Annotated in this window: 28 protein-coding genes; 18 read left to right on the top strand and 10 right to left on the bottom strand. The window is 69.8% G+C overall.

The window, feature by feature from the left end:
- Window positions 1–48 precede the first annotated feature (48 nt).
- From AOK16_RS08680 to AOK16_RS08705, 7 genes are all read left to right on the top strand, one after another.
- Window positions 49–699, top strand: coding sequence for an HAD family hydrolase (locus AOK16_RS08680; protein WP_055471660.1), 651 nt, complete (start codon window positions 49–51; stop codon window positions 697–699).
- Window positions 700–778: 79 nt separating this feature from the next.
- Window positions 779–1,951 carry an acetoin utilization protein AcuC gene (locus tag AOK16_RS08685; protein ID WP_055471661.1) on the top strand — a complete coding sequence of 391 codons (1,173 nt, stop codon included), beginning with the start codon at window positions 779–781 and terminating at the stop codon, window positions 1,949–1,951.
- A 256-nt stretch (window positions 1,952–2,207) separates the two neighbouring features.
- The gene (locus AOK16_RS08690; RefSeq protein ID WP_055471662.1) at window positions 2,208–3,023 is read left to right on the top strand and encodes a phosphatase; all 816 of its coding nucleotides are present in this window, start codon (window positions 2,208–2,210) and stop codon (window positions 3,021–3,023) included.
- 126 nt (window positions 3,024–3,149) lie between these two features.
- On the top strand, window positions 3,150–3,359 hold the full coding sequence (locus tag AOK16_RS08695) for a helix-turn-helix domain-containing protein (RefSeq protein ID WP_157859149.1): 210 nt from the start codon (window positions 3,150–3,152) through the stop codon (window positions 3,357–3,359).
- A 110-nt stretch (window positions 3,360–3,469) separates the two neighbouring features.
- On the top strand, window positions 3,470–3,568 hold the full coding sequence (locus AOK16_RS25395) for a 30S ribosomal protein bS22 (RefSeq protein ID WP_003948845.1): 99 nt from the start codon (window positions 3,470–3,472) through the stop codon (window positions 3,566–3,568).
- 214 nt (window positions 3,569–3,782) lie between these two features.
- Entirely contained in the window at window positions 3,783–4,832 is a 1,050-nt protein-coding gene (locus tag AOK16_RS08700; protein WP_055471663.1) for an NAD-dependent epimerase/dehydratase family protein, read from the top strand.
- Window position 4,833: 1 nt separating this feature from the next.
- The gene (locus tag AOK16_RS08705) at window positions 4,834–5,880 is read left to right on the top strand and encodes a lysophospholipid acyltransferase family protein (RefSeq protein WP_055471664.1); all 1,047 of its coding nucleotides are present in this window, start codon (window positions 4,834–4,836) and stop codon (window positions 5,878–5,880) included.
- A gap of 54 nt (window positions 5,881–5,934) precedes the next feature.
- Here AOK16_RS08705 and AOK16_RS08710 read toward each other — a convergent pair whose 3' ends face one another.
- From AOK16_RS08710 to AOK16_RS08725, 4 genes are all read right to left on the bottom strand, one after another.
- A complete protein-coding gene (locus AOK16_RS08710) occupies window positions 5,935–7,137 on the bottom strand; it encodes a DUF5667 domain-containing protein (protein WP_055471665.1) in 1,203 nt (400 codons plus the stop codon).
- Window positions 7,138–7,417: 280 nt separating this feature from the next.
- Window positions 7,418–8,218, bottom strand: a complete 801-nt coding sequence (locus AOK16_RS08715; protein ID WP_055471666.1) for an ECF subfamily RNA polymerase sigma factor, BldN family — start codon at window positions 8,216–8,218, stop codon at window positions 7,418–7,420.
- 319 nt (window positions 8,219–8,537) lie between these two features.
- A complete protein-coding gene (locus tag AOK16_RS08720; protein ID WP_079101197.1) occupies window positions 8,538–9,518 on the bottom strand; it encodes an HAD family hydrolase in 981 nt (326 codons plus the stop codon).
- A 150-nt stretch (window positions 9,519–9,668) separates the two neighbouring features.
- Window positions 9,669–9,944, bottom strand: a complete 276-nt coding sequence (locus tag AOK16_RS08725) for a glutaredoxin family protein (RefSeq protein WP_055471668.1) — start codon at window positions 9,942–9,944, stop codon at window positions 9,669–9,671.
- A 277-nt stretch (window positions 9,945–10,221) separates the two neighbouring features.
- Here AOK16_RS08725 and AOK16_RS08730 point away from each other — a divergent pair, with 277 nt between their 5' ends.
- The 7 genes from AOK16_RS08730 to AOK16_RS08760 all read left to right on the top strand — a co-directional run bounded on the left by AOK16_RS08730 (window position 10,222) and on the right by AOK16_RS08760 (window position 16,946).
- Window positions 10,222–11,022 carry a redox-sensing transcriptional repressor Rex gene (locus tag AOK16_RS08730; RefSeq protein WP_055471669.1) on the top strand — a complete coding sequence of 267 codons (801 nt, stop codon included), beginning with the start codon at window positions 10,222–10,224 and terminating at the stop codon, window positions 11,020–11,022.
- Complete coding sequence (locus tag AOK16_RS08735) at window positions 11,019–12,569, top strand: glutamyl-tRNA reductase (protein WP_055471670.1); 1,551 nt, start codon at window positions 11,019–11,021, stop codon at window positions 12,567–12,569. Before AOK16_RS08730 ends, AOK16_RS08735 begins: the two co-directional genes overlap by 4 nt.
- A 98-nt stretch (window positions 12,570–12,667) precedes the next feature.
- On the top strand, window positions 12,668–13,648 hold the full coding sequence (hemC, locus tag AOK16_RS08740; protein ID WP_276202483.1) for a hydroxymethylbilane synthase: 981 nt from the start codon (window positions 12,668–12,670) through the stop codon (window positions 13,646–13,648).
- Window positions 13,645–15,303 carry a bifunctional uroporphyrinogen-III C-methyltransferase/uroporphyrinogen-III synthase gene (locus AOK16_RS08745; protein WP_079101198.1) on the top strand — a complete coding sequence of 553 codons (1,659 nt, stop codon included), beginning with the start codon at window positions 13,645–13,647 and terminating at the stop codon, window positions 15,301–15,303. Before hemC ends, AOK16_RS08745 begins: the two co-directional genes overlap by 4 nt.
- A gap of 31 nt (window positions 15,304–15,334) precedes the next feature.
- Window positions 15,335–16,351, top strand: coding sequence for a porphobilinogen synthase (hemB, locus tag AOK16_RS08750; RefSeq protein ID WP_055471688.1), 1,017 nt, complete (start codon window positions 15,335–15,337; stop codon window positions 16,349–16,351).
- Between the two features lie 68 nt (window positions 16,352–16,419).
- On the top strand, window positions 16,420–16,692 hold the full coding sequence (locus tag AOK16_RS08755; RefSeq protein WP_055471672.1) for a type II toxin-antitoxin system Phd/YefM family antitoxin: 273 nt from the start codon (window positions 16,420–16,422) through the stop codon (window positions 16,690–16,692).
- Window positions 16,689–16,946 (top strand): Txe/YoeB family addiction module toxin, encoded by a 258-nt coding sequence (locus AOK16_RS08760; protein WP_055471673.1) that lies wholly within the window; start codon window positions 16,689–16,691, stop codon window positions 16,944–16,946. Before AOK16_RS08755 ends, AOK16_RS08760 begins: the two co-directional genes overlap by 4 nt.
- A gap of 20 nt (window positions 16,947–16,966) precedes the next feature.
- Here the strand turns inward: AOK16_RS08760 and AOK16_RS08765 are convergent, their stop codons facing one another.
- The gene (locus AOK16_RS08765) at window positions 16,967–17,218 is read right to left on the bottom strand and encodes a DUF397 domain-containing protein (RefSeq protein WP_055471674.1); all 252 of its coding nucleotides are present in this window, start codon (window positions 17,216–17,218) and stop codon (window positions 16,967–16,969) included.
- Complete coding sequence (locus tag AOK16_RS08770; protein WP_055471675.1) at window positions 17,215–18,033, bottom strand: helix-turn-helix domain-containing protein; 819 nt, start codon at window positions 18,031–18,033, stop codon at window positions 17,215–17,217. The genes AOK16_RS08765 and AOK16_RS08770 overlap by 4 nt, the downstream gene beginning before the upstream one ends.
- 112 nt (window positions 18,034–18,145) lie before the next feature.
- Here AOK16_RS08770 and AOK16_RS08775 point away from each other — a divergent pair, with 112 nt between their 5' ends.
- Window positions 18,146–18,553, top strand: a complete 408-nt coding sequence (locus AOK16_RS08775; protein ID WP_055471676.1) for an ATP-binding protein — start codon at window positions 18,146–18,148, stop codon at window positions 18,551–18,553.
- Window positions 18,554–18,569: 16 nt separating this feature from the next.
- On the opposite strand, the gene AOK16_RS08780 is transcribed toward AOK16_RS08775, so the two are convergent.
- Together AOK16_RS08780 and AOK16_RS08785 are read right to left on the bottom strand one after the other, a co-directional pair.
- Window positions 18,570–18,923, bottom strand: coding sequence for a DUF4333 domain-containing protein (locus AOK16_RS08780; protein ID WP_055471677.1), 354 nt, complete (start codon window positions 18,921–18,923; stop codon window positions 18,570–18,572).
- A gap of 145 nt (window positions 18,924–19,068) precedes the next feature.
- On the bottom strand, window positions 19,069–19,839 hold the full coding sequence (locus AOK16_RS08785) for a hypothetical protein (RefSeq protein ID WP_055471678.1): 771 nt from the start codon (window positions 19,837–19,839) through the stop codon (window positions 19,069–19,071).
- A 204-nt stretch (window positions 19,840–20,043) separates the two neighbouring features.
- Between AOK16_RS08785 and AOK16_RS27110 the strand changes: the two genes are divergently transcribed.
- The 3 genes from AOK16_RS27110 to AOK16_RS08800 are packed head-to-tail and all read left to right on the top strand — an operon-like array spanning window position 20,044 to window position 22,141.
- A complete protein-coding gene (locus AOK16_RS27110) occupies window positions 20,044–20,346 on the top strand; it encodes a hypothetical protein (RefSeq protein ID WP_157859150.1) in 303 nt (100 codons plus the stop codon).
- A 14-nt stretch (window positions 20,347–20,360) separates the two neighbouring features.
- Complete coding sequence (locus AOK16_RS08795; RefSeq protein WP_055471680.1) at window positions 20,361–21,605, top strand: putative T7SS-secreted protein; 1,245 nt, start codon at window positions 20,361–20,363, stop codon at window positions 21,603–21,605.
- A 41-nt stretch (window positions 21,606–21,646) separates the two neighbouring features.
- On the top strand, window positions 21,647–22,141 hold the full coding sequence (locus AOK16_RS08800) for a hypothetical protein (protein WP_055471681.1): 495 nt from the start codon (window positions 21,647–21,649) through the stop codon (window positions 22,139–22,141).
- Window positions 22,142–22,224: 83 nt separating this feature from the next.
- On the opposite strand, the gene AOK16_RS08805 is transcribed toward AOK16_RS08800, so the two are convergent.
- Window positions 22,225–22,932, bottom strand: coding sequence for a hypothetical protein (locus AOK16_RS08805; protein WP_055471682.1), 708 nt, complete (start codon window positions 22,930–22,932; stop codon window positions 22,225–22,227).
- Window positions 22,933–23,220: 288 nt separating this feature from the next.
- Window positions 23,221–24,019, bottom strand: a 799-nt coding sequence (locus AOK16_RS27420) for an ABC transporter permease (RefSeq protein WP_205627651.1), incomplete at its 5' end; no start/stop codon positions are given.

Below are 24,019 nucleotides of genomic sequence, written 5' to 3' on the forward strand. Positions count from 1 at the left end.
GAATTTATGTTCCGGGGACCGCGGCATTTTTGCGTTTAGGGTGCAGTCATGCGCTATGAATTGGTGATCTTCGACAACGACGGTGTGCTCGTGGACAGCGAGTGGTTGTCCAACACCATCCTTGCCGCGTATCTCACGGAGTTGGGCCACCCCACCACGTACGAGGACTCCATCCGCGACTACATGGGCGGTGCCGTCCACCGCGTCCACGATCTCGTATTCGAGCGTTCCGGGCGGCGGCTGCCGGAGGATTTCGACGGGGTCCTCCACGCCAGGATCTTTGAGGCGTTCCGGCGTGAACTGCAGCCCGTAGCAGGGGTGGTCGAGGTTCTCGACAAGCTGGCGGCGGACGGGGTTTCGTGCTGTGTCGCCTCGTCCGGGAGCCATGAGCGGATCCGGGTCGCCCTTGGCAAGACCGGGCTGTACGGGAGGTTCGGCGAGGGGCGTGTTTTCAGTTCGCAGGATGTCGGGCGGGGAAAGCCGGCGCCCGATCTCTTTCTGCATACCGCGGCCGCCTTGGGCGTACCGGCCCAGCGCTGTGCGGTCGTTGAGGACAGTCTGCTCGGGGTGCGGGCGGCTCGGGCCGCCGGAATGGACGTGTACGGGTTCACCGCCATGACGCCGGCAGCCCGACTGGCCGACGCGGGTGCCACCGAGCTCTTCCGGGATATGAAGGACCTGCTCCAACTCCTCGTGTGAAGCGGTGCTCCAGTCGGCCGTGAAGCGGTGCTCCACGCCCGATCGTTCGGCGCGGAACCGACCCGATACGGTGGCGGGCATGAGCGGCCGCGCACAGCTGATGTGGGACGAGGCAGTGACGGGTTATGACTTCGGGCCCGGGCACCCGATGGACCCCGTGCGGCTGTCGCTGACGATGCGGCTCATCGAGGCGTTCGGGCTCGAGCGGGCCGTGGACGTCGTGGCCGCCAAGCCCGCCGGGGACTCCACGCTGCGGCTGGTGCACCGCCTCGACTACATCGACGCCGTACGGCAGGTGTCGGCCGACCCGAAGTCAGCCGACGGCTCGTACGGCCTTGGCACCGAGGACGATCCGGCGTTCGCCGGGATGCACGAGGCGTCGGCGCTGATCGCCGGGCAGTCGGTGGGCGCGGCGGAGGCGGTCTGGCGCGGGGAGGCGGCGCACGCGGTGAACTTCGCGGGCGGGCTGCACCACGCGATGCCGGGCTCCGCCTCCGGCTTCTGCGTCTACAACGACGCCGCCTTGGCGATCGCCCGCCTGCTGGAGCTGGGCGCCGAGCGGGTCGCGTACGTGGACGTGGACGTGCACCACGGGGACGGGGTGCAGGCGGCGTTCTGGGACGACCCCCGAGTGCTGACGATCTCGGTGCACGAGCACCCGCGGACGCTGTTCCCGCAGACCGGCTGGCCGGAGGAGACGGGCGGGCCGGGCGCGGAGGGCGGTGCCGTCAACGTCGCCCTGCCGGCCGGGACCGGGGACGAGGGCTGGCTGCGGGCCTTCGACGCGGTGGTGCCCGAGCTGCTGGCCGCGTTCCGGCCGCAGGCGCTGGTGACCCAGCACGGCGCCGACACTCACTTCGAGGACCCGCTCGCGCACCTGGCCGTGAGCCTGGACGCGCAGCGGGCGGTGGCCGAGGCCTGCCACGAGCTGGCGCACGAGCACGCCGACGGCCGCTGGGTGGCGCTTGGCGGAGGCGGATACGCGATCGTGGACGTGGTGCCGCGCGCGTGGACGCATCTGGTCGGTATCGCGGCCGGGCGTCCGGTTCCGCCGGAGACGGTGATCCCGGAGGAGTGGACGCACCAGGTGTACGCCAGGACGAGGCAGCACGGGCCCGGCCGGATGACGGACGGGCGCCAGGTGCGGGTGCGCGGCTGGGAGGAGTGGGGCTACGACCCGGCGGACCGGCTGGACCAGGCGATCCGCGCCACGCGTGCGGCCGTCTTCCCGGCCCACGGTCTGCTGCCGTAGGGCTGTCGCGGGGAGGCCGGCCGGATGCTGCGGGGAGGCCGGCCGGATGTTGCAGGGGAGGCCGGAGGACCGGCCGGTGAGCGGCACCGACCCCGCCTCTTCGAACCGACCGCCACCCTGAACTCCTCACCCCGAAACCACCCTTCATCCCCAAACCGACCTCGCTTCCCCGAACAAGGCTGGCCATTACGCCAACTGGGGCTGTGTCACCCCGAACTCCGGTCGTCCGGGCGGGAGATGGGCCAGCATCGGGGGCGTGCTGACTACCGGCGCGTTACGCGCGCATCTGCTGGCGGCCCGGCTGGCCGGACCCGTGGCCACCTCCCGCGAGGCGAGTCTGCGCAGCTACCGGCTGTTCGCCGCCCGTGACCCCCGGGTGCTGCTCGGTCTCGACCCGGACCGGGCATGGCGGGAGACCGATCTGCTGCGGTTGATGGCCGACCGATGCGGGGTTTCGGACGATCCGGAGCACACGCTGGGTCCGGACGTGATCGATCCCGACCGTACGGTGGCCGCTCTGGACGTCTTCGCGAGCCGTCTGGCCGCCGCCGCGGCGGCCCGGGCGCCCGTGCTGCTGGGCACTGGGCACCCGCACCGGCTCCTGGACTTCTACGCCGCATTGGCCGCTGCCCTGTCGTCAGCGGGATGCCCTGTCCTCACCCCGGCGCAGGGCAGACGTGTCGACATAACGACCCGGTTTGGCGTACGTCGGCATCAGCTCGACTACGTACGAGGGGTCGCGCTCGTGCGGGAGGCGGGTGCATCGGAGGACGGTGGGGCTCCCGGGGCGCACACTCACTCGCCGCTACCGGTACGGGCCGCGCTCGCCGCCGTGGCCGAGGGGGACGGCCCCGTTCCGGCGCTGGTCGTCGGGGACCACGGCTGGGTCTGCGGGGCTGGTCAGCTGGGGATCGAGACGATCGGCCTGGCCGACACCGACGACCCGGCGGTCTTCGTCGGCGAGGCCGAGGGGCAGGTGTCCGTTGCCGTGCCGATCGATGACGCTGTGCGAGCCGACTACTACCGGCCGCTCACGCGCTATGTACTCAATCGAGCCTGTCTGTCACGTTAGGCGGCCGATCGCTACTCCTCTTCCCCACTTGCATCACACGCCCCTAATCTGGGGAGGAGCGCACAGCGACGAGAAGTGCCGGAGGGGAAGCCGGTGCCCGTCATGTGCGGAAGGTTCAGGTGTGTCATGGCTGCTGGCGAGAGGCCTCTGAACGAGGTCCAGTTCCTGACGGTGGCGGAAGTCGCCGCATTGATGCGCGTATCCAAGATGACCGTGTACCGCCTGGTGCACAGCGGTCATCTGCCGGCGATCAGGGTGGGAAGGTCCTTCCGGGTTCCGGAGCAGGCGGTGCACGACTATCTCCGCGAGTCCTACGTGGGGGTGGAGACCGCCTGACGCCGACCCTCGGATTACGATCCTCACTCGGCGCCGGGTAGGCTGGCCTGCCGTAGGTCGTGTGGGCTCGGACGCCCCGCACCGAGTGATTCAAGTGAGCGAGGGTAGTCGTGGGCTCTGTTATCAAGAAGCGGCGCAAGCGGATGGCGAAGAAGAAGCACCGCAAGCTGCTCAAGCGCACCCGCGTCCAGCGTCGCAACAAGAAGTAAGCGACAGTTGATCGCGTCCGCCGCCCTCCCGCCGTCCGACGGCGGGAGGGCGGCGTCGTTTGCGGACGGGCCCCTCGATTCGCGCGACCGGCTGGAAACGTAGCTGTACGCATCCCTCCGGTCACCACGGCGCAACATCGGGCCGCTACGGTGATCCGCGGGGGATCGCATCGGAGTCCGGCCGTCGAGGCGTGACCGTAGGAAGGCGCTGATCTTGGGCAGAGTCGTGCTCGTCACCGGTGTCGCCCGCCAGCTCGGCGGCCGTTTCGTACGGCGGGTCCAGCGGGAGCCGGAGGTCGACCGGGTCATCGGTGTGGACGCCGTGCGCCCCGCGCACCATCTGGGCGGGGCCGAGTTCGTGCAGGCCGACATCCGCCACCCGACCATCGCCAAGGTCCTCGCCGAGCACGCCGTGGACACGGTCGTGCACATGGATGTCACCGGCACCCCGCTGGGCACCCGCGGCCGGAGCACGGTCAAGGAGACCAACGTCATCGGCACCATGCAGCTGCTCGGCGCCTGCCAGAAGGCGCCCTCGGTCAAGCGGCTCGTGGTCAAGTCCAGCACCAGCGTGTACGGCTCGGCGCCCCGGGATCCGGCGATCTTCACCGAGACGACCCCGCCCAAGTCGCTGCCCAGCGGCGGCTTCGCGAAGGACGCGGTCGAGGTCGAGGGGTACGTACGGGGCTTCGCGCGGCGCCGTCCCGACGTGGCGGTGTGCGTGCTGCGCTTCGCCAACATCCTCGGGCCGCGCGCCGACTCCCCGCTCGCGGACTACTTCTCCCTCCCCGTCCTGCCGACGGTCTTCGGCTACGACCCGCGGCTGCAGTTCGTGCACGAGGACGACGTGATGGAGGTGCTGCGGATCGCCTCGTCCGAGCCTCGCCGCGGGATGCTCAACAGCGGCACGTTCAATATCGCGGGCGACGGGGTGCTGCTGCTCTCGCAGACCGCCAGGCGTCTCGGACGGCCCACCGTGCCCGTGCTGCTGCCGGCCGTCACCTGGGTCGGGTCGGCGCTGCGCTCGGCGGGCATGACGGACTTCTCGCCCGAGCAGATCCGCCTTCTCACGCATGGCCGGGTCGTGCAGACCACGCAGATGCGGGAGACTCTGGGTTTCGAACCCGGCTTCACGACGGCGGAGGCCTTCGCCGACTTCGCGCGCGGCCGCGGCCCCGGCCTGCTTCCGCCCGAGATTCTCGCCCGTACCGTCGACCGGCTCGCGGACTGTGTGTCCGCTGCCCGCAGTGAGGAGCGCACCTGACATGGCCGACGCCAAGGTCATTCCGTTCGGTGACGGCGAGCGGCGCGGCAGCGGGAAGGGGCCCAAGCCCAAGACGCGGGTGAACGGGCGCGGCGGCGGCCGTCTCGCCCCCGTACCCGAGCAGTCCTCCGGTCCTTCGGACGGGGCGCGGCAGGGCGCTGAGGGGGCCGCGGAGGGCGCTGAAGGGGCCGGTGCGATGTCGGGCGCGGGCAGCTGGGAGCGGAAGCTGGCGAGCGGCCTGTCGTTCCTGCGCCGCCGGGTCACCGGGGAGTACGAGGTCGACGAGTTCGGCTACGACAAGGAGCTGACCGACCAGGTCCTGATGGCGGCGTTCCGGCCGCTGTACGAGAAGTACTTCCGGGTCGAGGTCAAGGGGATCGAGAACATCCCGGACAGCGGCGGGGCGCTGATCGTCGCCAACCACTCCGGCACGCTGCCGCTGGACGGGCTGATGCTCCAGGTCGGGGTGCACGACAACCACCCGGCGGGACGCCATCTGCGGCTGCTGGCGGCGGACTTGGTGTTCATGCTGCCGGTCGTCAACGAGCTGGCCCGCAAGGCCGGGCACACCCTGGCGTGCGCCGAGGACGCCCAGCGGCTGCTGGAGCGCGGCGAGGTGGTCGGGGTGATGCCGGAGGGCTTCAAGGGCATCGGGAAGCCGTTCTCCGAGCGGTACAAGCTGCAGCGCTTCGGGCGGGGCGGGTTCGTCTCCACGGCGCTGAAGGCCGGGGTGCCGATCGTGCCGTGCTCGATCGTGGGCGCGGAGGAGATCTACCCGATGATCGGGAACGCCAGGACGCTGGCGCGGATCCTCGGGTTCCCGTACTTCCCGATCACGCCGACGTTCCCGTGGCTCGGGCCGCTCGGGATGGTGCCGCTGCCGACGAAGTGGACGATCCAGTTCGGTGAGCCGATCCCGACCGACGGCTATCCGCTGGAGGCGGCGGAGGATCCGATGCTGATGTTCAACCTGACCGACCAGGTCCGGGAGACCATCCAGCACACGCTGTACAAGCTGCTCGTGCAGCGGCGCTCGGTCTTCTTCTGAGACCGGGAAGACCGAGCGCCGCCGACGCGCTGCCCAAAACCCGCCCCGGTGGGGCTACTTGTCCGGGTTCCCGTCCCCCTCGATGCCCAGACCTGGGAGCAGGCCGGGCAGCAGCGGCGGCAGCGTGATCTTGGGCTTCGCGCTGCTGGTGCCGGGCGTACCGCTGGAGGGCGTCGGGTTGGTGGTCGGCGGCCGGAGCAGGTCGCCGGCGCCGCCGATCAGCCGCTCGTCCAGCGCGCCGGACTCGCTGGGCCGCGGCGTGCTGGTCCCGCTTTCGGACCTCCGCTGCGACGGGGACGTCCTGGACGGGGCGGGGTGCCGGGAGGTGCCCTCGGATCCGGTCGCGCCCGTGGACTCGCCGGAGGTGTCGCTGGGGGAGCCGCCCTCTCTCCCGGGCGTGATGGACGGCAGCAGCGACCTGAGCGAAACGACCTCTTGGTTTATGGCGTCGAAGACCAAATTCACGCTGTCCCGGACGTCCTTGAGCGGGGCCGGAAGCCGGTCGCGCAGATCGAGCCAGTTCTGGCGGTGGGACGTGGAGAAGGTCTGCAGCAGCTGCATGGGCGCCAGGGAGCCGTCTCTGGCGTACGCGGCGGACAGCAGGCGGTGGCCCTCCGAGGCGTCGTGGCGCATCCCGGAGAGGGCTCTGCGGACCTCGCCCAGCGACTCGGAGTCGAGGTCGCCGGAGCGGCCGCGCTCCATGAGTCTGCGCGCCTCGTTCATCCGCGTCGAGGCCTGGCCGAGGTAGAGCTCGCCGCGGTCGGCGTCGTCGTTCGCCAGGCCGAGCTTCATGTCTTCCATGCCGCGCTTCAGCCCGTACAGCGAATCGCCGGGCAGGGCGTCCGAACTCGCCGCCGCGACACCGCTGAACGCCCCCGCCGCCACGCCGACCGTGAGCCCGCCGGCGGCGAGCCCTTTGGACCATCGGGACCGCGGCCGCAGTTTGCGGAGCCGGCTCGCCCGGTGGGCGCCTCGCCCGGCGCGCTGCTCGGGGACGATCGGGCCGTCAGGCCCCGCGCCCTCGGCGATCAACGCCTCCATGGCGGCGACCAGTTGGGCGCGCTGCACGACCCGGACCTCGGGGTCCAGCTCGGGCCCGGGCAACTCCCCGAGCGCTCCCGCAAGGGTCAGCAGCCGTCCCTGCTCGTCCGCCGGAGCCTCGGTCCGCTCGGCCGTCCCGTCCTGGGGGACCTGCCGCTCCTCCAGGGCCTGGGCGAAGGCGTTCGCCCGCCGGTGCGCCGATACGTTCGCGATCACGGGCGGCACCTCCTCTCGTCATTACCTGCAACTCCCCGGCACGTATGGAAGGTTGCATACCTTGAGCACGACCACTCGATCGAGTGAGTGGAAGGGAATAGCATGCGACCACAGAGGAGCCTGCAACCCGGACAACGAGCAGTCCAGCAGCCGGGTTACGCAGTTCACGATGAGATGACCGCTGGTCATCGCGGGGTCACCGTAAGTGTCGGCTCTTCGTGGTGCTTTCTTCTGTGGGGGGAGTCAGGCGAGGGGGATCCGCCGCCTGTCTCGGATGGGTCTAGCGGGCGTCTTCCGGCAGCAGCCGGGCGAGCGTCCGGACGGCACGGTACTGGAGGGTCTTGATGGCGCCTTCGTTCTTCCCCATGACGCGGGCCGTCTCGGCCACCGAGAGACCCTGGAGGAACCTGAGCGTGACGCACTCCTGCTGCTGCGGATTGAGTTTGCGGACGGCCTCCAGGAGCGCCGCGTTGGACAGGGACTCCAGCACCGAGTCCTCGGGGCTGCGCTCGACCTCGTTGGCGTCGAGCATCTCGCCGGTGGTGACCTCCAGCCGGAAGCGGCTGGACTTGAAGTGGTCGGCGACGAGGTTGCGGGCGATGGTCACGAGCCAGGCGCCGAAGTCGCGGCCCTGCCAGGTGAACGTCCCGATGCGGCGCAGGGCTCGCAGGAACGTCTCGCTCGTGAGGTCCTCGGCCGTGGCTTTGCCGCCGACCCGGTAGTAGATGTACCGGTACACCGTGTCGGCGTACTGGTCGTAGAGCCGGCCGAAGGCCTCGGCCTCGCCGGACTGGGCGCGCTCGACGAGGTCCATCATGCGACGGCTGTCGCTGTCGGCCGCGGGGCGGCGAGTGGTGGTGGCGCCATGGGCGGCGCGGGCTCGTCTGCCGACCGCGGCGGTGGACTCCGCCAGCGCGTACGCGGTGGCGGGACGGGCAGGTTGGGCAGGGCCGCGAGCAGGGACGGGCGCGGCGAAGGCGGGGACGGCGTACGCGGTGGGGACGAAGCCGCGCAGTTGGTCGAAGACCGTCGCGCGGAGCGTAGCCAGGCCCGAGGCGTCAACCCCGACGTGTGGGTACACGGGACTCCCAGTGGCAGAGCTTCCATCACGTGCAGTGCGGGACTTTCACCCGTCGTAGCGACGCGTGGGTACCGGTTTGCGTCTGAGGAGAATAACGCTTCGTACAGACAGTGCTACGCCCAGTTGCCCAAATCGCCGGATCGGAATGCTCTGTTACAGATTAGTGACCGATCGTATATCGAACACGCGATAGATAATGATCGGATTTCTGCCGGAGTTGTGCGGGTGGCGGCCGCCTTGTGGCGATGCGCGAATGTTGGGACTGGCGGGGGGCCTGTGGGGGTATGAGGCCGGAATGGCCGCTCTTCGCTGCCGGCGGCTACCGTCTGCGCCGCTGCAGGGCCACCGCGGCCGCCGCGCCCCCGGCTAGCGCGCCGACGCCCGCCGCGGCCGGGATGCCGACCTTCGCCGCCTTGCGGCCCGTCCGGTAGTCGCGCAACCGCCAGCCGTGTTCGCGGGCGTGTTTGCGCAGCCGGGTGTCCGGGTTGATCGCATACGGATGACCGACGATCGAGAGCATCGGGATGTCGTTCGCCGAATCGCTGTACGCCGCGCAGCGGGAGAGGTCCAGGCCCTCGGCCGCGGCCAGGGCCCGTACGGCCTCGGCCTTGGCGGGGCCGTGCAGGGGCTCGCCGACCAGGCGGCCGGTGTAGATGCCGTTCAGGGACTCGGCGACGGTGCCGAGCGCGCCGGTCAGGCCGAGCCGGCGGGCGATGATCGTGGCGGTCTCCACCGGGGCGGCGGTGACCAGCCAGACGCGCTGGCCGGCGTCGAGGTGGGCCTGGGCCAGGGCGCGGGTGCCCGGCCAGATCCGCTCGGCCATGTACTCGTCGTAGATCTCCTCGCCCATTTCCATGAGCTCGGACACGCGGTGGCCCTTGACGATGGACAGCGCGCTGTCGCGGGCGTCCTCCATATGGGCCGGGTCCTCGTTGCCCGCGAGCCGGAACCAGGCCTGCTGCCAGGCGAAGCGGGCGAGTTCGCGCTTGCGGAAGAACTTGCGCTTGTGGAGGCCGCGGCCGAAGTGGAAGAGGGCCGCGCCCTTCATGACGGTGTTGTCGAGGTCGAAGAAGGCGGCGGCCAGCGGGTCACCCGCGACCGGGAACTCCGGCTCCTCCGGGGCGGCTTCGGGGGCTTCGCCGAGTTCGCGGGAGGACTTGCGGGCCGCCTCGGCGGCGGCCTCGCCGGCCAGCACGCTGCGCGCGGTCGCGGAGCGGCGGCGGGGGGTGAGCCAGCCCCATCGAAGGGACGTCCCGGAGGGACTCCAACCGGAGTGGTGGTCGGGTGACGGGTGGGCCATGACGTGAGCATAGCCAGTCGGTTCGGTCAATCCTGAGTCGGGAGGATTCGGGCACGTGAACTTCGTGCGGCGTATCCGTAACGCGGGTGAACCGAGGGGCGTTCTCCGGCCATCGAAGGCGTACGGGACCGGCCGCCGGGCCGTCGGATTTCAGCCGCCGAGCGCCTTGCGCAGGCGCTGGGGGTCGACGCGCCAGAAGTCGTGCTGGGCGCCGTCGACGAGGATCACCGGGATCTGCTCCCAGTACTTGCGATGCAGCTCCGCGTCCTGGGTGATGTCCTTCTCCTCCCAGCGCGCGCCGAGGTCGGCGCAGACGGCGGCGATCACCTCGCGGGCGTCGTCGCACAGGTGGCAGCCGGGTTTGCCGACCAGGGTGACGGTGGAGTCGGCGGGGTTCTTGCGGGGGCGGCGCAGCAGCGGGGTCATGGAAACTCGTTCGGCTCGATTACCATCATGGACGTTTTGGGTTGTCCGGGGGCAAAGTCGTAAGGAGAGTGTGCGCGTGCCCCCGTCCGCGGCTCAACGCCTCCGGGCCCTGGCCGGTTCCGGAGCCTTGGGATCAGGGCGCGTGACGCCGGTCACTTTGCTCGGACAAAGCGGACACCATCTTTGTGCACGCGTTCACAAAGACATAGCCTGCTGTCGACGGGGCGGTCGTGGGACGTGTGACCGCCTGCAGCCCCGCGCTACCCGCAGGAGCACCGTGGCAACTGGCCGAACACACCGACCGGCGACCCGCAGCCGAGGGATTCCCGAGGCCACCGTCGCCCGGCTTCCGCTGTATCTGCGCGCGTTGACCGCGCTCTCCGAGCGCTCGGTCCCCACGGTCTCCTCCGAGGAACTGGCCGCCGCGGCCGGGGTGAACTCGGCCAAGCTGCGCAAGGATTTCTCCTACCTCGGCTCGTACGGCACCCGGGGCGTCGGGTACGACGTGGAGTACCTCGTCTACCAGATCTCCCGCGAGCTGGGGCTGACCCAGGACTGGCCGGTCGTGATCGTCGGTATCGGCAACCTCGGCGCCGCGCTGGCCAATTACGGAGGGTTCGCCTCCCGTGGCTTCCGGGTGGCCGCGCTGATCGACGCCGACCCGGCGATGGCGGGCAAGCCGGTGGCCGGACTCCCGGTGCGGCACACCGACGAGCTGGAGTCGATCATCCGGGACAACGGCGTCTCCATCGGCGTCATCGCGACCCCCGCGGGCGCCGCCCAGCAGGTCTGCGACCGGCTGGTGGCCCACGGGGTCACCTCGATCCTCAACTTCGCGCCCACCGTGCTGTCCGTGCCCGAGGGCGTGGACGTGCGCAAGGTGGACCTCTCGATAGAGCTCCAGATCCTCGCCTTTCACGAGCAGCGGAAGGCCGGGGAGGAGAGTGCCGCCCCCGCGGACCTCGCCGCGGCCGGGGCGACGGCCGCCGACGCGGCCGCCTCGCCCGCCGCCCGGGCCGGCGCCGACGGGGGCAGGAAGGGACCCGACGGGGACGTTCCCGCCGTGATGCCGGCATGAGTCTCCTGGTCGTCGGACTGAGCCACCGCAGCGCGCCGGTGAGCGTGCTGGAGCGGGCCGCCCTCGCACCCGAGACGCAGGCCAAGCTGCTCCAGGACGCGCTGGCCGCCGAGCCCGCCACTGAGGCGGCGGTGCTGGCCACCTGCAACCGCATCGAGCTGTACGCCGACGTGGACAAGTTCCACGCGGGCGTCGCGGAGCTGTCCACGCTGCTGGCCGTGCACAGCGGGGTCGGGCTGGAGGAGCTGACGCCGTACCTCTACGTCCACTACGAGGACCGGGCCGTCCACCACCTCTTCTCGGTGGCCTGCGGTCTGGACTCGATGGTCGTGGGCGAGGGCCAGATCCTCGGCCAGATCAAGGACGCGCTCGCGCTCGGGCAGGGGCTGCACACCGCGGGCCGGATGCTCAACGACCTGTTCCAGCAGGCGCTGCGGGTCGGCAAGCGGGCGCACAGCGAGACCGGGATCGACCGGGCCGGGCAGTCGCTGGTCACCTTCGGCCTGGAGCACCTGGCGGCGGGCGCCGCCGTCGAGGAGTGGGCGTCCGGCAAGCGCGCGCTGGTGATCGGCGCGGGATCGATGTCCTCGCTCGCCGCGACGACGCTCGCCCGCGCCGGGGTCACCGAACTGGTGATCGCCAACAGGACGCTGGAGCGCGCGGAGCGGCTCGCCGCGACCCTGGACGCGCGGTCCGTGCGCCTCGCCGCCGGCCCGGACGGCGAGGAGGCCCCCGCTGCCGGGCGGGCGGACAGTACCGGTCCACTGGCGCGGGCGGTGCCCATCGGCCGGATCGCCGCCGAGCTGCCGCGCGCCGACCTCGTCGTGTCCTGCACCGGCGCGACCGGCCTCGTCCTGACGGTCGAGGCCATCGAGGGCGCGGTCGCGGTACGCGAAGCCGCGCGGCCGCCGTCGGACGACAGTCGCGCCGATGGCGGGCGGGACGGCCGGGTCGCCCTGCTCGACCTCGCCATGCCCCGCGACATCGACGCCGCAGCGCACCGCCTGGAGGGCGTGCGTCTGGTGGACATCGAGACGCTCGCCGAGGCCTCCGCGGACGCGCCCATGGCGGCGGACGTGGACGCGGTCCGCGCGATCGTCGCCGCCGAGGTGACGGCCTTCGGGGCGGCGCAGCGGGCCGCGCACATCACGCCCACCGTGGTCGCTCTGCGCACCATGGCCGCCGATGTGGTCGCGAGCGAGATCGCGCGGTTGGACGGGCGGCTGCCCGAGCTGGACGAGAAGCAGCGCTCCGAGATCGCCCAGACCGTGCGCCGCGTCGTGGACAAGCTGCTGCACGCGCCGACCGTCCGCGTCAAGGAACTGGCGGGCGAGCCCGGCGGCGCCGGGTACGCGGACGCGCTGCGGGAGTTGTTCGACCTCGACCCGCAGGCCGTGGCCGCCGTCAGCCGCGCCGACACCTCCGCCGCGAGCGGTTCGGCCGTGAACAGTCCGGCCGTGAACAGTCCGGTTGTGAACGGTCCGGCCGCGAATGGTTCGGCCGTGAACCGTTCGGCGAACGACCGCAACCGAGGGCGGGCATCATGAACCAAGCCCCCACGCACCCAGGCCCCATAGTCGAGGCCCTCGAAAGTCAGGCCCCCATGCACCAGCAGGCCCCGATGAACACTCCCGGTGAGGCTCCCGTGAACCGGAGCCAAGTCCGCGGCAACCAGGCTCCGTTGAGGCTCGGTACGCGCCGCAGCAAGCTCGCCATGGCCCAGTCCGGCCAGATCGCCCGGGCCGTGAGCGAGCTGACCGGCCGCCCGGTCGAGCTGGTCGAGATCACCACGTACGGGGACACCTCGCGCGAGCACCTGGCGCAGATCGGCGGCACCGGTGTGTTCGTCACCGCGCTGCGCGACGCGCTGCTGCGCGGCGAGGTCGACTTCGCCGTGCACTCCCTGAAGGACCTGCCGACCAAGCAGCCCGAGGACCTCGCGCTGGCCGCCGTGCCGGCGCGCGAGGACCCGCGCGACGCGCTGGTCGCCCGCGACGGGCTGACCTTCGAGGAGCTGCCGGACGGAGCCCGCGTCGGCACCGGATCGCCGCGCAGGATGGCCCAGTTGAACGCGTGGGCCCGCACCCTGGGCCGGGCGATCGAGACCGTGCCGATCCGCGGCAACGTCGACACCCGCATCGGATACGTGCGCTCCGGCGAGCTGGACGCGGTCGTGCTGGCCGCCGCCGGGCTGACGCGTATCGGCCGCATCGACGAGGCGACCGAGAAGCTGCCCGTCGACACCGTTTTGCCCGCCCCCGGCCAGGGGGCGCTGGCGGTCGAGTGCGCTGCGTCCAACGCGGAGCTGGCCGCCTGTCTCGCCGAGCTCGACGACCCGTACACCCGGGTCGCCGTGACCGCCGAGCGTTCCCTGCTCGCCGCCCTGGAGGCCGGTTGCAGCGCACCTGTGGGCGCGCTGGCCGACGTTCTGGCCGACGGGCAGGTTGTCACCGAAATGCGCCTGCGTGGCGTCGTCGGCACCACCGACGGCAAGACGTTGGTGCAGCTGTCCACCACCGGTCCCGTACCCGCGTCCCCCGAGGACGCCCTTGCCCTCGGCCGCGAACTCGCCGCCGAGATGCTCGCCAAGGGTGCGGCCGGTCTTATGGGGGAGCGAGCACTTTGAGCCCCACCGCCGCCAATGTTCATCGAGCACCGCAAGCTGCTCTCGGTCACGTCACCTTCCTCGGTGCCGGACCCGGAGATCCGGGGCTTCTGACGCTGCGTGCCGTCGAGGCTCTGGCCGGCGCGGACGTTCTGGTCGCCGATCCGCAGGTGCTCGACGTGGTCGGCAAGCACGCGCGGGCAGGCGTGGACGTGCCGCAGCCGGAGCATGACGAAGCGTCAGCATCCGCGGCAGCGCCCGCATTGCGAGATGCCGCCAATCTTGTCATGGGGGCCGCGCGCAGCGGCAAGCGGGTCGTCCGTGCGGTGATCGGCGACCCCGGCCTGGACGCCGACGCCGGTCAGGAGATGCTGGCCTGCGCCGCCGAGGGCATCCCGTTCGAGGTCGTGCCCGGCATCGCCACGGCCGTGGGCGTGCCCGCGTACGCCGGGGTGCCGCTGCGGTCCGCCGAGGGCACCGACGTCCGTTTCGTGGACGCCCGGACGGCCTCCGACCGCTGCTGGACCGAGGTCGGCGCGAGCGACGCGACCGCGGTGGTCTCCACGACCCTGGACTCGGTCGCCGCCGCGGCGGGCGAACTCGTCGCGGCCGGGCGGAAGCCCGACACCCCGCTGACGGTCACCGTCGCCGGTACGACCACCCGGCAGCGCACCTGGAACGCCACGCTCGGCACCATCGCGCAGGTCCTGAAGGCCGCCAAGGTGCTGCCCTCGCCGGATGGCGGTCAGCCGGTGATAGCCGTGGTCGGCGAGCACAGCGCCGCCGCCCAGCGCGACCAGCTGTCGTGGTTCGAGTCCAAGCCGCTGTTCGGCTGGAAGGTGCTCGTGCCGCGGACGAAGGAGCAGGCGGCCTCGCTCTCCGACCAGCTGCGCTCGTACGGTGCCGTCCCCCACGAGGTGCCGACGATCGCCGTCGAACCGCCGCGCACCCCGCAGCAGATGGAGCGGGCGGTCAAGGGCCTGGTGACGGGCCGCTACGAGTGGATCGCCTTCACGTCGGTCAACGCGGTGAAGGCCGTCCGCGAGAAGTTCGAGGAGTACGGGCTCGACGCCCGCGCCTTCGCCGGGATCAAGGTCGCGGCGGTGGGCGAGCAGACGGCTCGCTCGCTCGTCGAGTTCGGTGTGAAGCCGGATCTTGTGCCGTCCGGCGAGCAGTCCGCGGCCGGGCTCCTGGAGGACTGGCCGCCGTACGACCCGGTCTTCGACCCGATCGACCGGGTCTTCCTGCCGCGGGCGGATATCGCCACGGAGACGCTGGTCGCCGGGCTGATCGAGCTCGGGTGGGAGGTCGACGACGTCACCGCCTACCGGACCGTGCGCGCCTCGCCCCCGCCGGCCGAGACCCGCGAGGCGATCAAGGGCGGCGGCTTCGACGCGGTGCTCTTCACCTCGTCGAGTACGGTGCGGAACCTGGTGGGGATCGCGGGCAAGCCGCACAACGTGACGGTGATCGCCTGCATCGGCCCCGCCACCGCCAAGACGGCGGAGGAGCACGGGCTGCGGGTCGATGTCCTGTCGCCCGAGCCGTCGGTCCACAAACTGGCCGAGGCGCTCGCGGAGTTCGGCGCGGAGCGCCGCGCCGCGGCCGTCGAGGCGGGCGAGCACGTCACCCGGCCCAGCGAGCGGCGGCCGGGGGCGCGGAGGAGGCGCACCTGAGGTGGTGCGCCGGAGTGCTGAGGAGGCGTACGTGACCTCGTACGGGTCGTTTCCGAGTGGGGCGTTTCCGGGTGTGCGGCCGCGGCGGCTGCGGACCACTCCCGCTATGCGGCGGATGGTCGCCGAAACGCGGCTGCACCCGGCGGAGTTGATCCTTCCGGCCTTCGTCCGGGAGGGCGCGGGCTCGCCGGTGCCGATTTCGGCTATGCCCGGCGTTGTGCAGCACACCCGCAGCAGTCTGCGGAAGGCCGCTGCCGAGGCGGTCGAGGCGGGCGTCGGCGGGATCATGCTGTTCGGCGTGCCCGAGGATTCCAAGAAGGACGCGGTCGGGTCGCCGGGTACCGATCCGGAGGGCATCCTGCAGGTTGCCCTCCGGGACGTACGGGCCGAGGTGGGCGATGAGTTGGTCGTCATGTCCGACCTGTGCCTGGACGAGCACACGGACCACGGCCACTGCGGTGTGCTGGACGCCGAGGGGCGCGTGGACAACGACGCGACGCTGGAGCGGTACGCGGAGATGGCGCGTGTCCAGGCCGACGCCGGAGCCCATGTCGTGGGCCCCAGCGGGATGATGGACGGACAGGTCCGGGTCGTTCGGGAGGCGCTGGACGGGATCGGGCGCCAGGACGTCTCGATCCTCGCGTACACCGCGAAGTACGCGTCCGCGTTCTTCGGGCCGTTCCGCGAGGCGGTGGGGTCGTCCCTGAAGGGCGACCGCAAGACCTACCAGCAGGATCCGGCGAACGTCCGGGAGTCGCTGCGGGAGTTGGCGCTGGACCTGGAGGAAGGCGCCGACATGGTCATGGTCAAGCCGGCGCTTCCGTACCTGGACGTGCTGGCCCGGATCGCGGACTCGGTGGACGTGCCGGTGGCCGCGTACCAGGTCTCCGGGGAGTACGCGATGGTGGAAGCTGCGGCCGCGAACGGGTGGATCGACCGGGACCGGGCGATGGTCGAGACGCTGACCGGGATCAAGCGCGCGGGTGCGGGGATGATCCTGACGTATTGGGCGACGGAGGTCGCGGTGCGGCTGGCGCGGGGGGAGTAGCCGGGCTGGGGCGCCTAGCTCCACAGAGTGGTACCATTTCTTGTACCGCTCTGTGGAAGGGTCCGGTCATGTCCATCACCGCCAGCGAGGCACGCAAGAACCTCTTCAAACTCATTGAAGAGGTCAACGACGACAGAACCCCCGTCGAGATCGTCTCCCGCAAGGGCACGGCTGTGCTCATCTCGCTCGAGGACTACGAGGCGCTCCAGGAGACCGCCTACCTCCTGCGTTCTCCCGCGAACGCTCGCCGCCTCCTCGAATCGATTGCCGAGGCCGAGAGCGGGGGCGTCGAGCACCATGAACTCGTGGACGACGATGAGGCGGGGGACGCTGTCGCGTGAAGCTCTCGTTCACCACTCGGGGCTGGCAGGACTACACCTACTGGACCGAGACGGACCGGAAGATGGTCCGACGGATCAACCGGCTCATCAACGAGGCGCTACGCGATCCGTTCACCGGTATCGGCAAACCTGAGCCTCTGCGTCAACAACTTGCCGGCTACTGGTCCCGGCGGATCGACGACGAACACCGTCTCGTCTACAAACCCAAGGGCGACGAGCTCATCGTCGTGCAGGCTCGCTACCACTATGAGTAGCCCGCCCTGGGGGCCAGGGCCTACGAAGTAAGGTCCGGCGCCCAGGTGGTGAAGGATGACCAGCCCTCGGGAGTGAAGGTGAGCACCGGCCCGTTGGGGTCCTTCGAGTCGCGGACGTGGATGGCGGTGGGGTGGGTGGCGACCTCGACGCAGGCGCCACCCTCCTCGCTGCTGTAGCTGGACTTGCGCCAGGCGTAGGCGACTTCGAGGCAGTTGCCGCCTTCCTCACTGCTGTAGCTGGACTTGAACCAGTCCAGTTCGCCGTGGTTCATCGCACTCCTAGCAGCCGGTCCAACAAGGCCTTCGTCTCTTCGGGGTTGAGGGCCTGTGACCGCAGCATCGCATACTTGCGGGAGAGGATGCTGACCTCGTCTGGGTCGGATACGAGATGGCTGCCGCGCTGGGTTTCGTGGTAGGCGAGCAGGTCGTGGTCCGGGGTCTCAAGGAGCACGAAGGGGCCAGCGAGTCCAGCGTGGGTTTGCCTGCCGAGTGGCATGACTTGGATGGAGACTCCCGGTAGATCGGCGCGTGCACGGAGGCGCCGCAGTTGCTCCACATACACATCCTGGCCGCCCAGTCGGTCTCTGAGGATGGCCTCGGAGATGATGAAGCTCGCAGTCGGCGGAACTTTGCGGTGCAGGATGTCCTGGCGCTCCATGCGCGTCGCCACACGCTCTTCGATCTCGTCCTCGCTCAGGAGCGGCACCGCGCTGCGGAAGACCGCGCGGGCGTAGGCCTCCGTCTGGAGCAGGCCAGGAATGACCTGGTTCTCGTACGAGGAGATGGCGATCGCCGCGCGCTCGTGGTCGAGGAACTCGATGGCCCACACCGGGACTTTGTCGATCTCCGGCAGGTTTTCCAGGGTGACCACGAGCGCGCCTTTGGTGTCCAGTACGCGGTCCAGGTCCTCTGCCAGGTCCAGCTTCAGTGGGCGCCTGCCCTGCTCGATGGAGGCGATGGTCTCCTCGTGGAGGCACAGCCGGTCTGCCAGTTGGCGTTGGGTCAGGCCCGCGGCTCGGCGGAACTGTGCTAGCAGCGACCCCACGAGCCGGAGTGCTGTCGCGTTCTTCTTCTTGCGTGCTTGCATGACGGCCAATTCCCCACCCCCGTACGGAGATCACTCACCGTGGACCCGTACAAACGATTTGTACGGGCTGGCTCACTGTTCCAAGGTAGCGACGGACAGTGACATTGATGGTGTGAACGAAGAGACCCAACACCCCTACATGCGCGAGTGGTTCCTGCCGCGCGACCGTCGGTCCGTACCCGTGGCCAGGGAGTTCGCGCAGGGTGCGCTGCTCGCCTGGAAGGTGCGGGGGAGGGAGGAAGAGGTGTTGCTGTGTGTGAGTGAGTTGGCCACGAACGCGCTGTTGCACGGTGTGCCGCCCGGGCGGGGGTTCAAGTTGGGGCTGACGCTGGGTGTCGACGGCGCCGGGCCGCTGCGGGTCGAGGTGCACGACAGCGGCGAGGGGTATCCGTCCGTCCCGGACGCGGGGGAGGGGGACGAGTCGGGGCGCGGGCTGCTGCTGGTGGAGGCGCTGGCGGACAAGTGGGGGGTGGCCGAGCGGGCGCCGGGGAAGGTCGTGTGGTGCGAGTTCGCGACGTAGCGAATCTGGTCAATGGTCAGTTCTTGGCCGGGGACGCGGTGTCGTCGGCCTTGATGTCGAAGTTGATCTTGTCTCCGCTGACCGAGGACACGGTGACTGTCACGCCCAAGGTGCTGCCGTCGTCCGCGGTGAGCTCGCACCGGGTTTTGGTGCCGACCTTGCCGACGAGGTCCTTGGGGCAGGTGATGTCCGGCTTCGGCCGGCCTGTCGTGGCGGCGAGCTTCTCGGCGACTGTGGTGGCCAGCTTGTCCGCAGACAGTTTCGGCTCGGACTTTTCGACGTTGACCGAGCCTGAGCAGCCGACCAGTAGTGCGCTGGCGGCCATGGTCGAGAGGGCGAGAGTTGCTGCGGACAGCCGAGCTGTGGGCATGGTGGGCTCCGGTCTAGGTGATCATGACAAGAAGACGCGGGAAGCATACTCGGCGGGGGCTGCGTGTGCAGGGGGTTCCCCGCAGCCTCATATGAACTGATGGAAAGTCAACTCAGCCTGGAAAAAGCCCAATTGGGCCGAACGCTCAGTGCCACGCTCGCTCGGGTACGCGCTCCAGGGCGTCGCACAGGAAGTCCAGGTGGGGCAGGACCTCGTCCGGGCGCAGCCTCCCTTCGTACCAGGTGATGAGCTCGCCCCGGTCGAACCTCAACGGGGCATCCTGGGCGCGGGAGTCGGTGGTGAGGAAGTGTGCCAGCCGCCCTTCCAGCACCTCGCGCGCGGTCCGTACGTCGCTGGTGACGACGCGGAACTTCCCGTCGAACTTGGAATCCCCCAGTTCCACAACCTCCCCGCCCGCGAAAACCCCGTCCAGGAGCTTGTGCTCGCGAATGACAACACGGGGTATCGATGCCGCTGTCGCTATGGCAAATACGGCGAAGTACTGCTGTTTGTCCTGAGGGCGGGTGTGCCCGTTGTTGTTTTTGTCCCGGTACTCGAAGCAGGCGAAGCTCCGGCCGCGGTACCGGCCTTCGATGTAGTCCCACGCGGTGACGTTGAAGGACGCCGTGGGAAAGGGGTCGGCCCCGCTGTACCGATCTACCGCTCCGCTCTTGGAGGCCGAATAACTCCAGTGGCGGGTCTGTGCAAGCTTGACCAGATCTGCCTGTTCTTCGTCGTTTCGTGCCGTCCGGCGCTTTCCGAGAACAATGAGAGTGATAACGCCGCCAAAGATGGCGATGAAGAGGAGGCAGGCGCCCCCCAGGGCCAGCAGTGCCGTGCGCCGGGAATATTCCCTCTGTCCGATCACGAGACCGATATCTCGTGAACTCCCCTTCTGGTCCGCCTCGTTGGACATGTCCCCACCTCAGCCTCTTCGTGTCATCGCGCCGGCCACACAGTGTACTGAGCATCAAATTGCGGGGATTTCTCGGGTAGTTGTGGAGAGGGTGGGAGCGCTTTGTGGCGAGAGTCGATGCCCTTGCGGCGGTGATACCGTCGGCTGATTGCATGTCAACTCACATGATGTAAGCGTCAGTTCGGGGGAAACAGTGATCCGAGCATGAGTGATTTTCGTGTCAATCCGGAGGGTCTCAGAGGTGGAGCTTCCGGCATTCTCAAATGCCTGGAACCGGCCGAAAGCGTCGATCTCGAAGCGCTGAGCCGGAATGTGGAAGCTTTCGGCCACTCAGGCTCTTCCGGGGCTTTTGGTCAATTCTGTGTCACGTGGCAGGTCGCCTGCCTGCTTCTCCACAGCCGCGCGACCTCCGCGGCGGAGACGCTCAACGGGGTGGCCGGCACCTATGTGCAGTCGGATGACGACGCGGGGCAGTCGCTGAACCGGCTTCGCCCGGGCTTGCAGTAAGAACGGGGACAGAGATGGCAGCACAGCTGGGCGAGACCCGGGACCCCCGGCAGCTCATCCCGGGCAACGTGGAGTCTCTGGAGGAGATCGCGCAGTCGCTCAGGAAGCGGTCGGGTACGTTCGAGGACGTCGGGACGGGACTGGGGGGCGTGCGCATACCCGACTGGACCGGGAAGGCCAGCGACGCCTTCTGGGACAAGTTCTCCGGCGAGAAGCAGAACTGGCTCCGCGCCTCCGATGCGATGTCCGGCGCAGCCTCGGTGATCAGCGGGTACGCCGGTGTGCTGAGCGCGGCCCAGCAGCAGGCGGCGGAGGCCATCGCGCTGTGGGACAGCGGCGACGGCATGCACGGCCGGGCACAGGAGGTTCTGGAAGCCGCTCGGCAACTGGTGCTGCACGAAGGAGACTCGGCGGCCACCAGACTGGCCACGCTGACTGGCTCCTCTCCTGGTGCGCCGGATTGGCTGACCAAGGCGGGCGACGTCGCCGAGAGCGCGATCCAGGAGTACGGGTCGGGGAAGACCAACATCAGCCGCACCCTCCACCAATCCGACCCACTGGCCGATCAGCACAAGCGCACCTTCGGTACGACGTCCGAGCAGCCCCCTTCCGATGCCAGGAAACCAAGCTGGGCGATCAAGCTGGCCGAGGTGAGCGGCGAGGCGAATCTCTGGGAGGCAGGGGCCAAGGGTGAGACCCAGCTGGGAGATATGAAACTCGCTGGGAGCGCCGACATCAAAACGCTTGGTGCGGAGGGCACCGCTGGGCTGTCCGTCACCGACGGCAAGCTTGAGGCCAAACTCGGTGGCTCCGCGTACCTTGCGAAGGCATCCGCGGAGGGCAGCGCGGAGTACGGCATCGTTGGCGCCAAGGCGGCTGCCTCGGGATTCGCCGGCGCCGAAGCGTCGGCGAGCGCCTCCGTGGGCAAGGACGGCGTGCACATGGGCGCGGAGGCATTCGCGGGAGCCAAGGCGACCGCGAGCGCGAGCGCCGATGTCGGCGGTATCGGGGCCGGTGTTACCGCCGAGGGGTGGGCCGGAGTGGGAGCCTCGGCCAGCCTGGACGCCGGCATGAAGGATGGCAAGTTCACCATTGGGGGAGAGGTGGGCGCCGGACTCGGCCTCGGCGGCAAGATCAGCACGGAGATCCAGATTGATCCGGGCAAGGTCATCGACACCGTGGGTGATGCGGCGGACGCGGTCGGCGATGGCCTCGATGCGGTGGGCGACGGACTGAAATCGCTCAATCCCTTCGGCTGACCCTAACCTCGAATTTCGCACGCTAGAGGAGTTGATCCCCCATGGCGACCACGCTGCCGGTGAAGATTGAGTTTTCGCTGCCGGAGGGCTGGCAGCCGGCGCCCCCGGACGAGGTGGGCGCCCCCGGAGTGGCCTTTGTTGCGCTCCACCCCGACTCGCGGGACGGGTTCACCGCGAACATCACCATCGCCGGCAAGCTACGGGAGGACGAGGCCGACCTGGTTGCGATCGCCGACGAATCGGTTCAGCGACTGAGCACGGCGGCGACGGTGCGGGTCGCCCAGCGGACCCAGGTGGGAACCCCGGAGGCGCCTGCGCTCACCCAAACCCTCCGTGTCTCCACCGCGCTGCGCGAGCGGCCTTTGGAACTGGTACAGAGCCAGGTGTACTTGGTCATGCGGGACGTGCACGAACCGGCCAAGCGGGCGGTGATCGAGCTTGTACTGACAGCCAAGTCGAGCCAGCTTGATGAGGTCGCGGACGACTTCAAGGAGTTCGTCCGGACCGTTCGCCCGGCGGGCCCTGCTGACGCATAGGTTTCGTGCGTCTCGATGCTGATGGGTGAGCCCTTCGCGCAGTTGAATGCGCGAAGGGCTCACCCATGAGGACACGGCATTTCTCAGGCCGTACGCCACGCCTGTTCCGGGAGGCGGTCCACGACGTCGCACAGGAAGGTGAGTTGCGGATCGATCTGGTCCGGCCGAAGCCGTCCCTTGTGCCAGGTGGTCAGTTCGCTTCCGTGGAACTGGAGCGGCGCGTTTTTGGCGCGGGGGTCGGACGGGAGGAACTGTGCCAGGTGGCCGGCCAGCGTGCGCGCGAACGGCTCGTCGTCGGTGATGACGCGAAATTCCTCGTCGAACGCGGGAATGCCCAGCTCCACCACGTGGCCGCCGCCGAACATGCGGGCGTCCAGTCTGTCCAGCGCCTGGGGTCGGCGGATGCTCGTTCGCGGTACGGGTGTCGGCGTCGTGAGGGCGAACACCGTGTGGAACCGCCACTGACGGTCGCCCGTATCCGTGCCCGCGCCGCGTGTGCGGTACTCGAAGCAGCAGAACGTACGCCCCCGGAATTCACCGGTGATGTAGTCCGATACATCGATATTGACGCCCTTGTCTGGGAAGGGTGCCGACCCGCAGTACCGGTCGCCTCCTCCCGGCTTGGAAGGGGTGTAGCTCCAGCCGCGTTCCTCTACGAACCGAACGAGCTCCGCCTGCTGTTGGTCGCTCCGCCCATCTCTCTTGCGCACATGGACGAAGCTCCAGATGACAAAGCCCCCGATGGAGCCGAACAACACGAAGAAGCCGATAACCAGCAGCACTTCCAACATGCTGCACGAGTATGGCGGACACCGGGCCGCGGCGAGCCTCTGCGGCAGGACTTCCGCAAAGTCTCCTTCGTGCCCCAACTACTCGACTCAGGTTGGCTGATGAGCGGGATCGGCGTACGCCGGCCGTGCTGTCGAGTGGAAGTGGCGGATGGTCCCGCGAACAGCGGGCTTCACCAGATCGCCCTCCGCCGGCGCCATTCCGCAGCGCCACACCGTCACCTCGTCCCGCAGCGTGCCGTCGCGGCCGGCGGCGTGCGAGTTCGAGTCGGGGGTTCGGTGAGGGGGCGTTTACGCGGGGCGGGCCGCCCAGCGGAAGTGGCATACGGCTCCGGCGAACAGCAGGGTGCACCAGAGGGCCGTGGCCGCCGCGGAGGGTTGCCAATCCGTGCCGCCCATGAAGCGGGTCACGGCGGAGCCCGGTAGCCAGTCGGCCAGGTCGAGGCCGCGGGTCGCGGCGATCGCGTTCAGCGCGGACTCGCCGATCAGGATCCAGCCGAGGAGCGAGCCGAGAGCCGCGGCCGCCGAGCGCAGTACGAGCCCGGCGGCCGAACCGATGGTCGCGTAGGCGAGGAATCCGGCGGTCACCCGCAGGGCGGTTCCCGCTGTCGAGCCGATGCCGGCGGCCGAGGCCCACGTCGCGGTCGGTTCGCCCTGCGCGGTCACCACCGACCAGGCCGTGAGCCCGGATGCCGTGCAGCCCGCCAGCGCGGCGGCAGCGGCGAGCGCGAGAAGGCCGGACAACTTGCCCAGCAGCAGGGTGGGTTGGCGCGGGTGGCGGATGAGCAGGACCTTCCAGGTCCCCTCGCGGTACTCGTCGCAGAACGAGTTCGCCGACACCCCCATCACCAGCAGGCCGATGAACGGGGCGGCGACGCGCATCGGCTGCAGCGGTCCACCGGGCGCCTGGCCGGGGGCGTCCACCACGGTCGCCCAGCCGCCCGCGGCGAGTGCCGCGAGGAGAGCCGTACTCAGCAGGAAGGGGACGAGGAGGCGCGGCCGGGTGATCTTCACCAGCTCGCTGTGCATGGCTCGGTGGATGTCGGTCAGCACCGGTGGGCCGCCTTCGGGGTCAGGGGTCCGGAATCGG

This window comes from Streptomyces pathocidini (assembly GCF_001418495.1).
Lineage (GTDB): Bacteria > Actinomycetota > Actinomycetes > Streptomycetales > Streptomycetaceae > Streptomyces > Streptomyces pathocidini.

Excerpts from the sequence above, each read along its gene's own strand:
- AOK16_RS08680 (WP_055471660.1), top strand. The coding sequence starts at position 49 with ATGCGCTATGAATTGGTGATCTTCGACAACGACGGTGTGCTCGTGGAC.
- AOK16_RS08685 (WP_055471661.1), top strand. The coding sequence starts at position 779 with ATGAGCGGCCGCGCACAGCTGATGTGGGACGAGGCAGTGACGGGTTAT.
- AOK16_RS08695 (WP_157859149.1), top strand. The coding sequence starts at position 3,150 with ATGGCTGCTGGCGAGAGGCCTCTGAACGAGGTCCAGTTCCTGACGGTG.
- AOK16_RS08705 (WP_055471664.1), top strand. The coding sequence starts at position 4,834 with ATGGCCGACGCCAAGGTCATTCCGTTCGGTGACGGCGAGCGGCGCGGC.
- AOK16_RS08720 (WP_079101197.1), bottom strand. The coding sequence starts at position 9,518 with ATGGCCCACCCGTCACCCGACCACCACTCCGGTTGGAGTCCCTCCGGG.
- AOK16_RS08725 (WP_055471668.1), bottom strand. The coding sequence starts at position 9,944 with ATGACCCCGCTGCTGCGCCGCCCCCGCAAGAACCCCGCCGACTCCACC.
- AOK16_RS08735 (WP_055471670.1), top strand. The coding sequence starts at position 11,019 with ATGAGTCTCCTGGTCGTCGGACTGAGCCACCGCAGCGCGCCGGTGAGC.
- AOK16_RS08755 (WP_055471672.1), top strand. The coding sequence starts at position 16,420 with ATGTCCATCACCGCCAGCGAGGCACGCAAGAACCTCTTCAAACTCATT.
- AOK16_RS08765 (WP_055471674.1), bottom strand. The coding sequence starts at position 17,218 with ATGAACCACGGCGAACTGGACTGGTTCAAGTCCAGCTACAGCAGTGAG.
- AOK16_RS08770 (WP_055471675.1), bottom strand. The coding sequence starts at position 18,033 with ATGCAAGCACGCAAGAAGAAGAACGCGACAGCACTCCGGCTCGTGGGG.
- AOK16_RS08780 (WP_055471677.1), bottom strand. The coding sequence starts at position 18,923 with ATGCCCACAGCTCGGCTGTCCGCAGCAACTCTCGCCCTCTCGACCATG.
- AOK16_RS08785 (WP_055471678.1), bottom strand. The coding sequence starts at position 19,839 with ATGTCCAACGAGGCGGACCAGAAGGGGAGTTCACGAGATATCGGTCTC.
- AOK16_RS27110 (WP_157859150.1), top strand. The coding sequence starts at position 20,044 with ATGAGTGATTTTCGTGTCAATCCGGAGGGTCTCAGAGGTGGAGCTTCC.
- AOK16_RS08795 (WP_055471680.1), top strand. The coding sequence starts at position 20,361 with ATGGCAGCACAGCTGGGCGAGACCCGGGACCCCCGGCAGCTCATCCCG.
- AOK16_RS08800 (WP_055471681.1), top strand. The coding sequence starts at position 21,647 with ATGGCGACCACGCTGCCGGTGAAGATTGAGTTTTCGCTGCCGGAGGGC.
- AOK16_RS08805 (WP_055471682.1), bottom strand. The coding sequence starts at position 22,932 with ATGTTGGAAGTGCTGCTGGTTATCGGCTTCTTCGTGTTGTTCGGCTCC.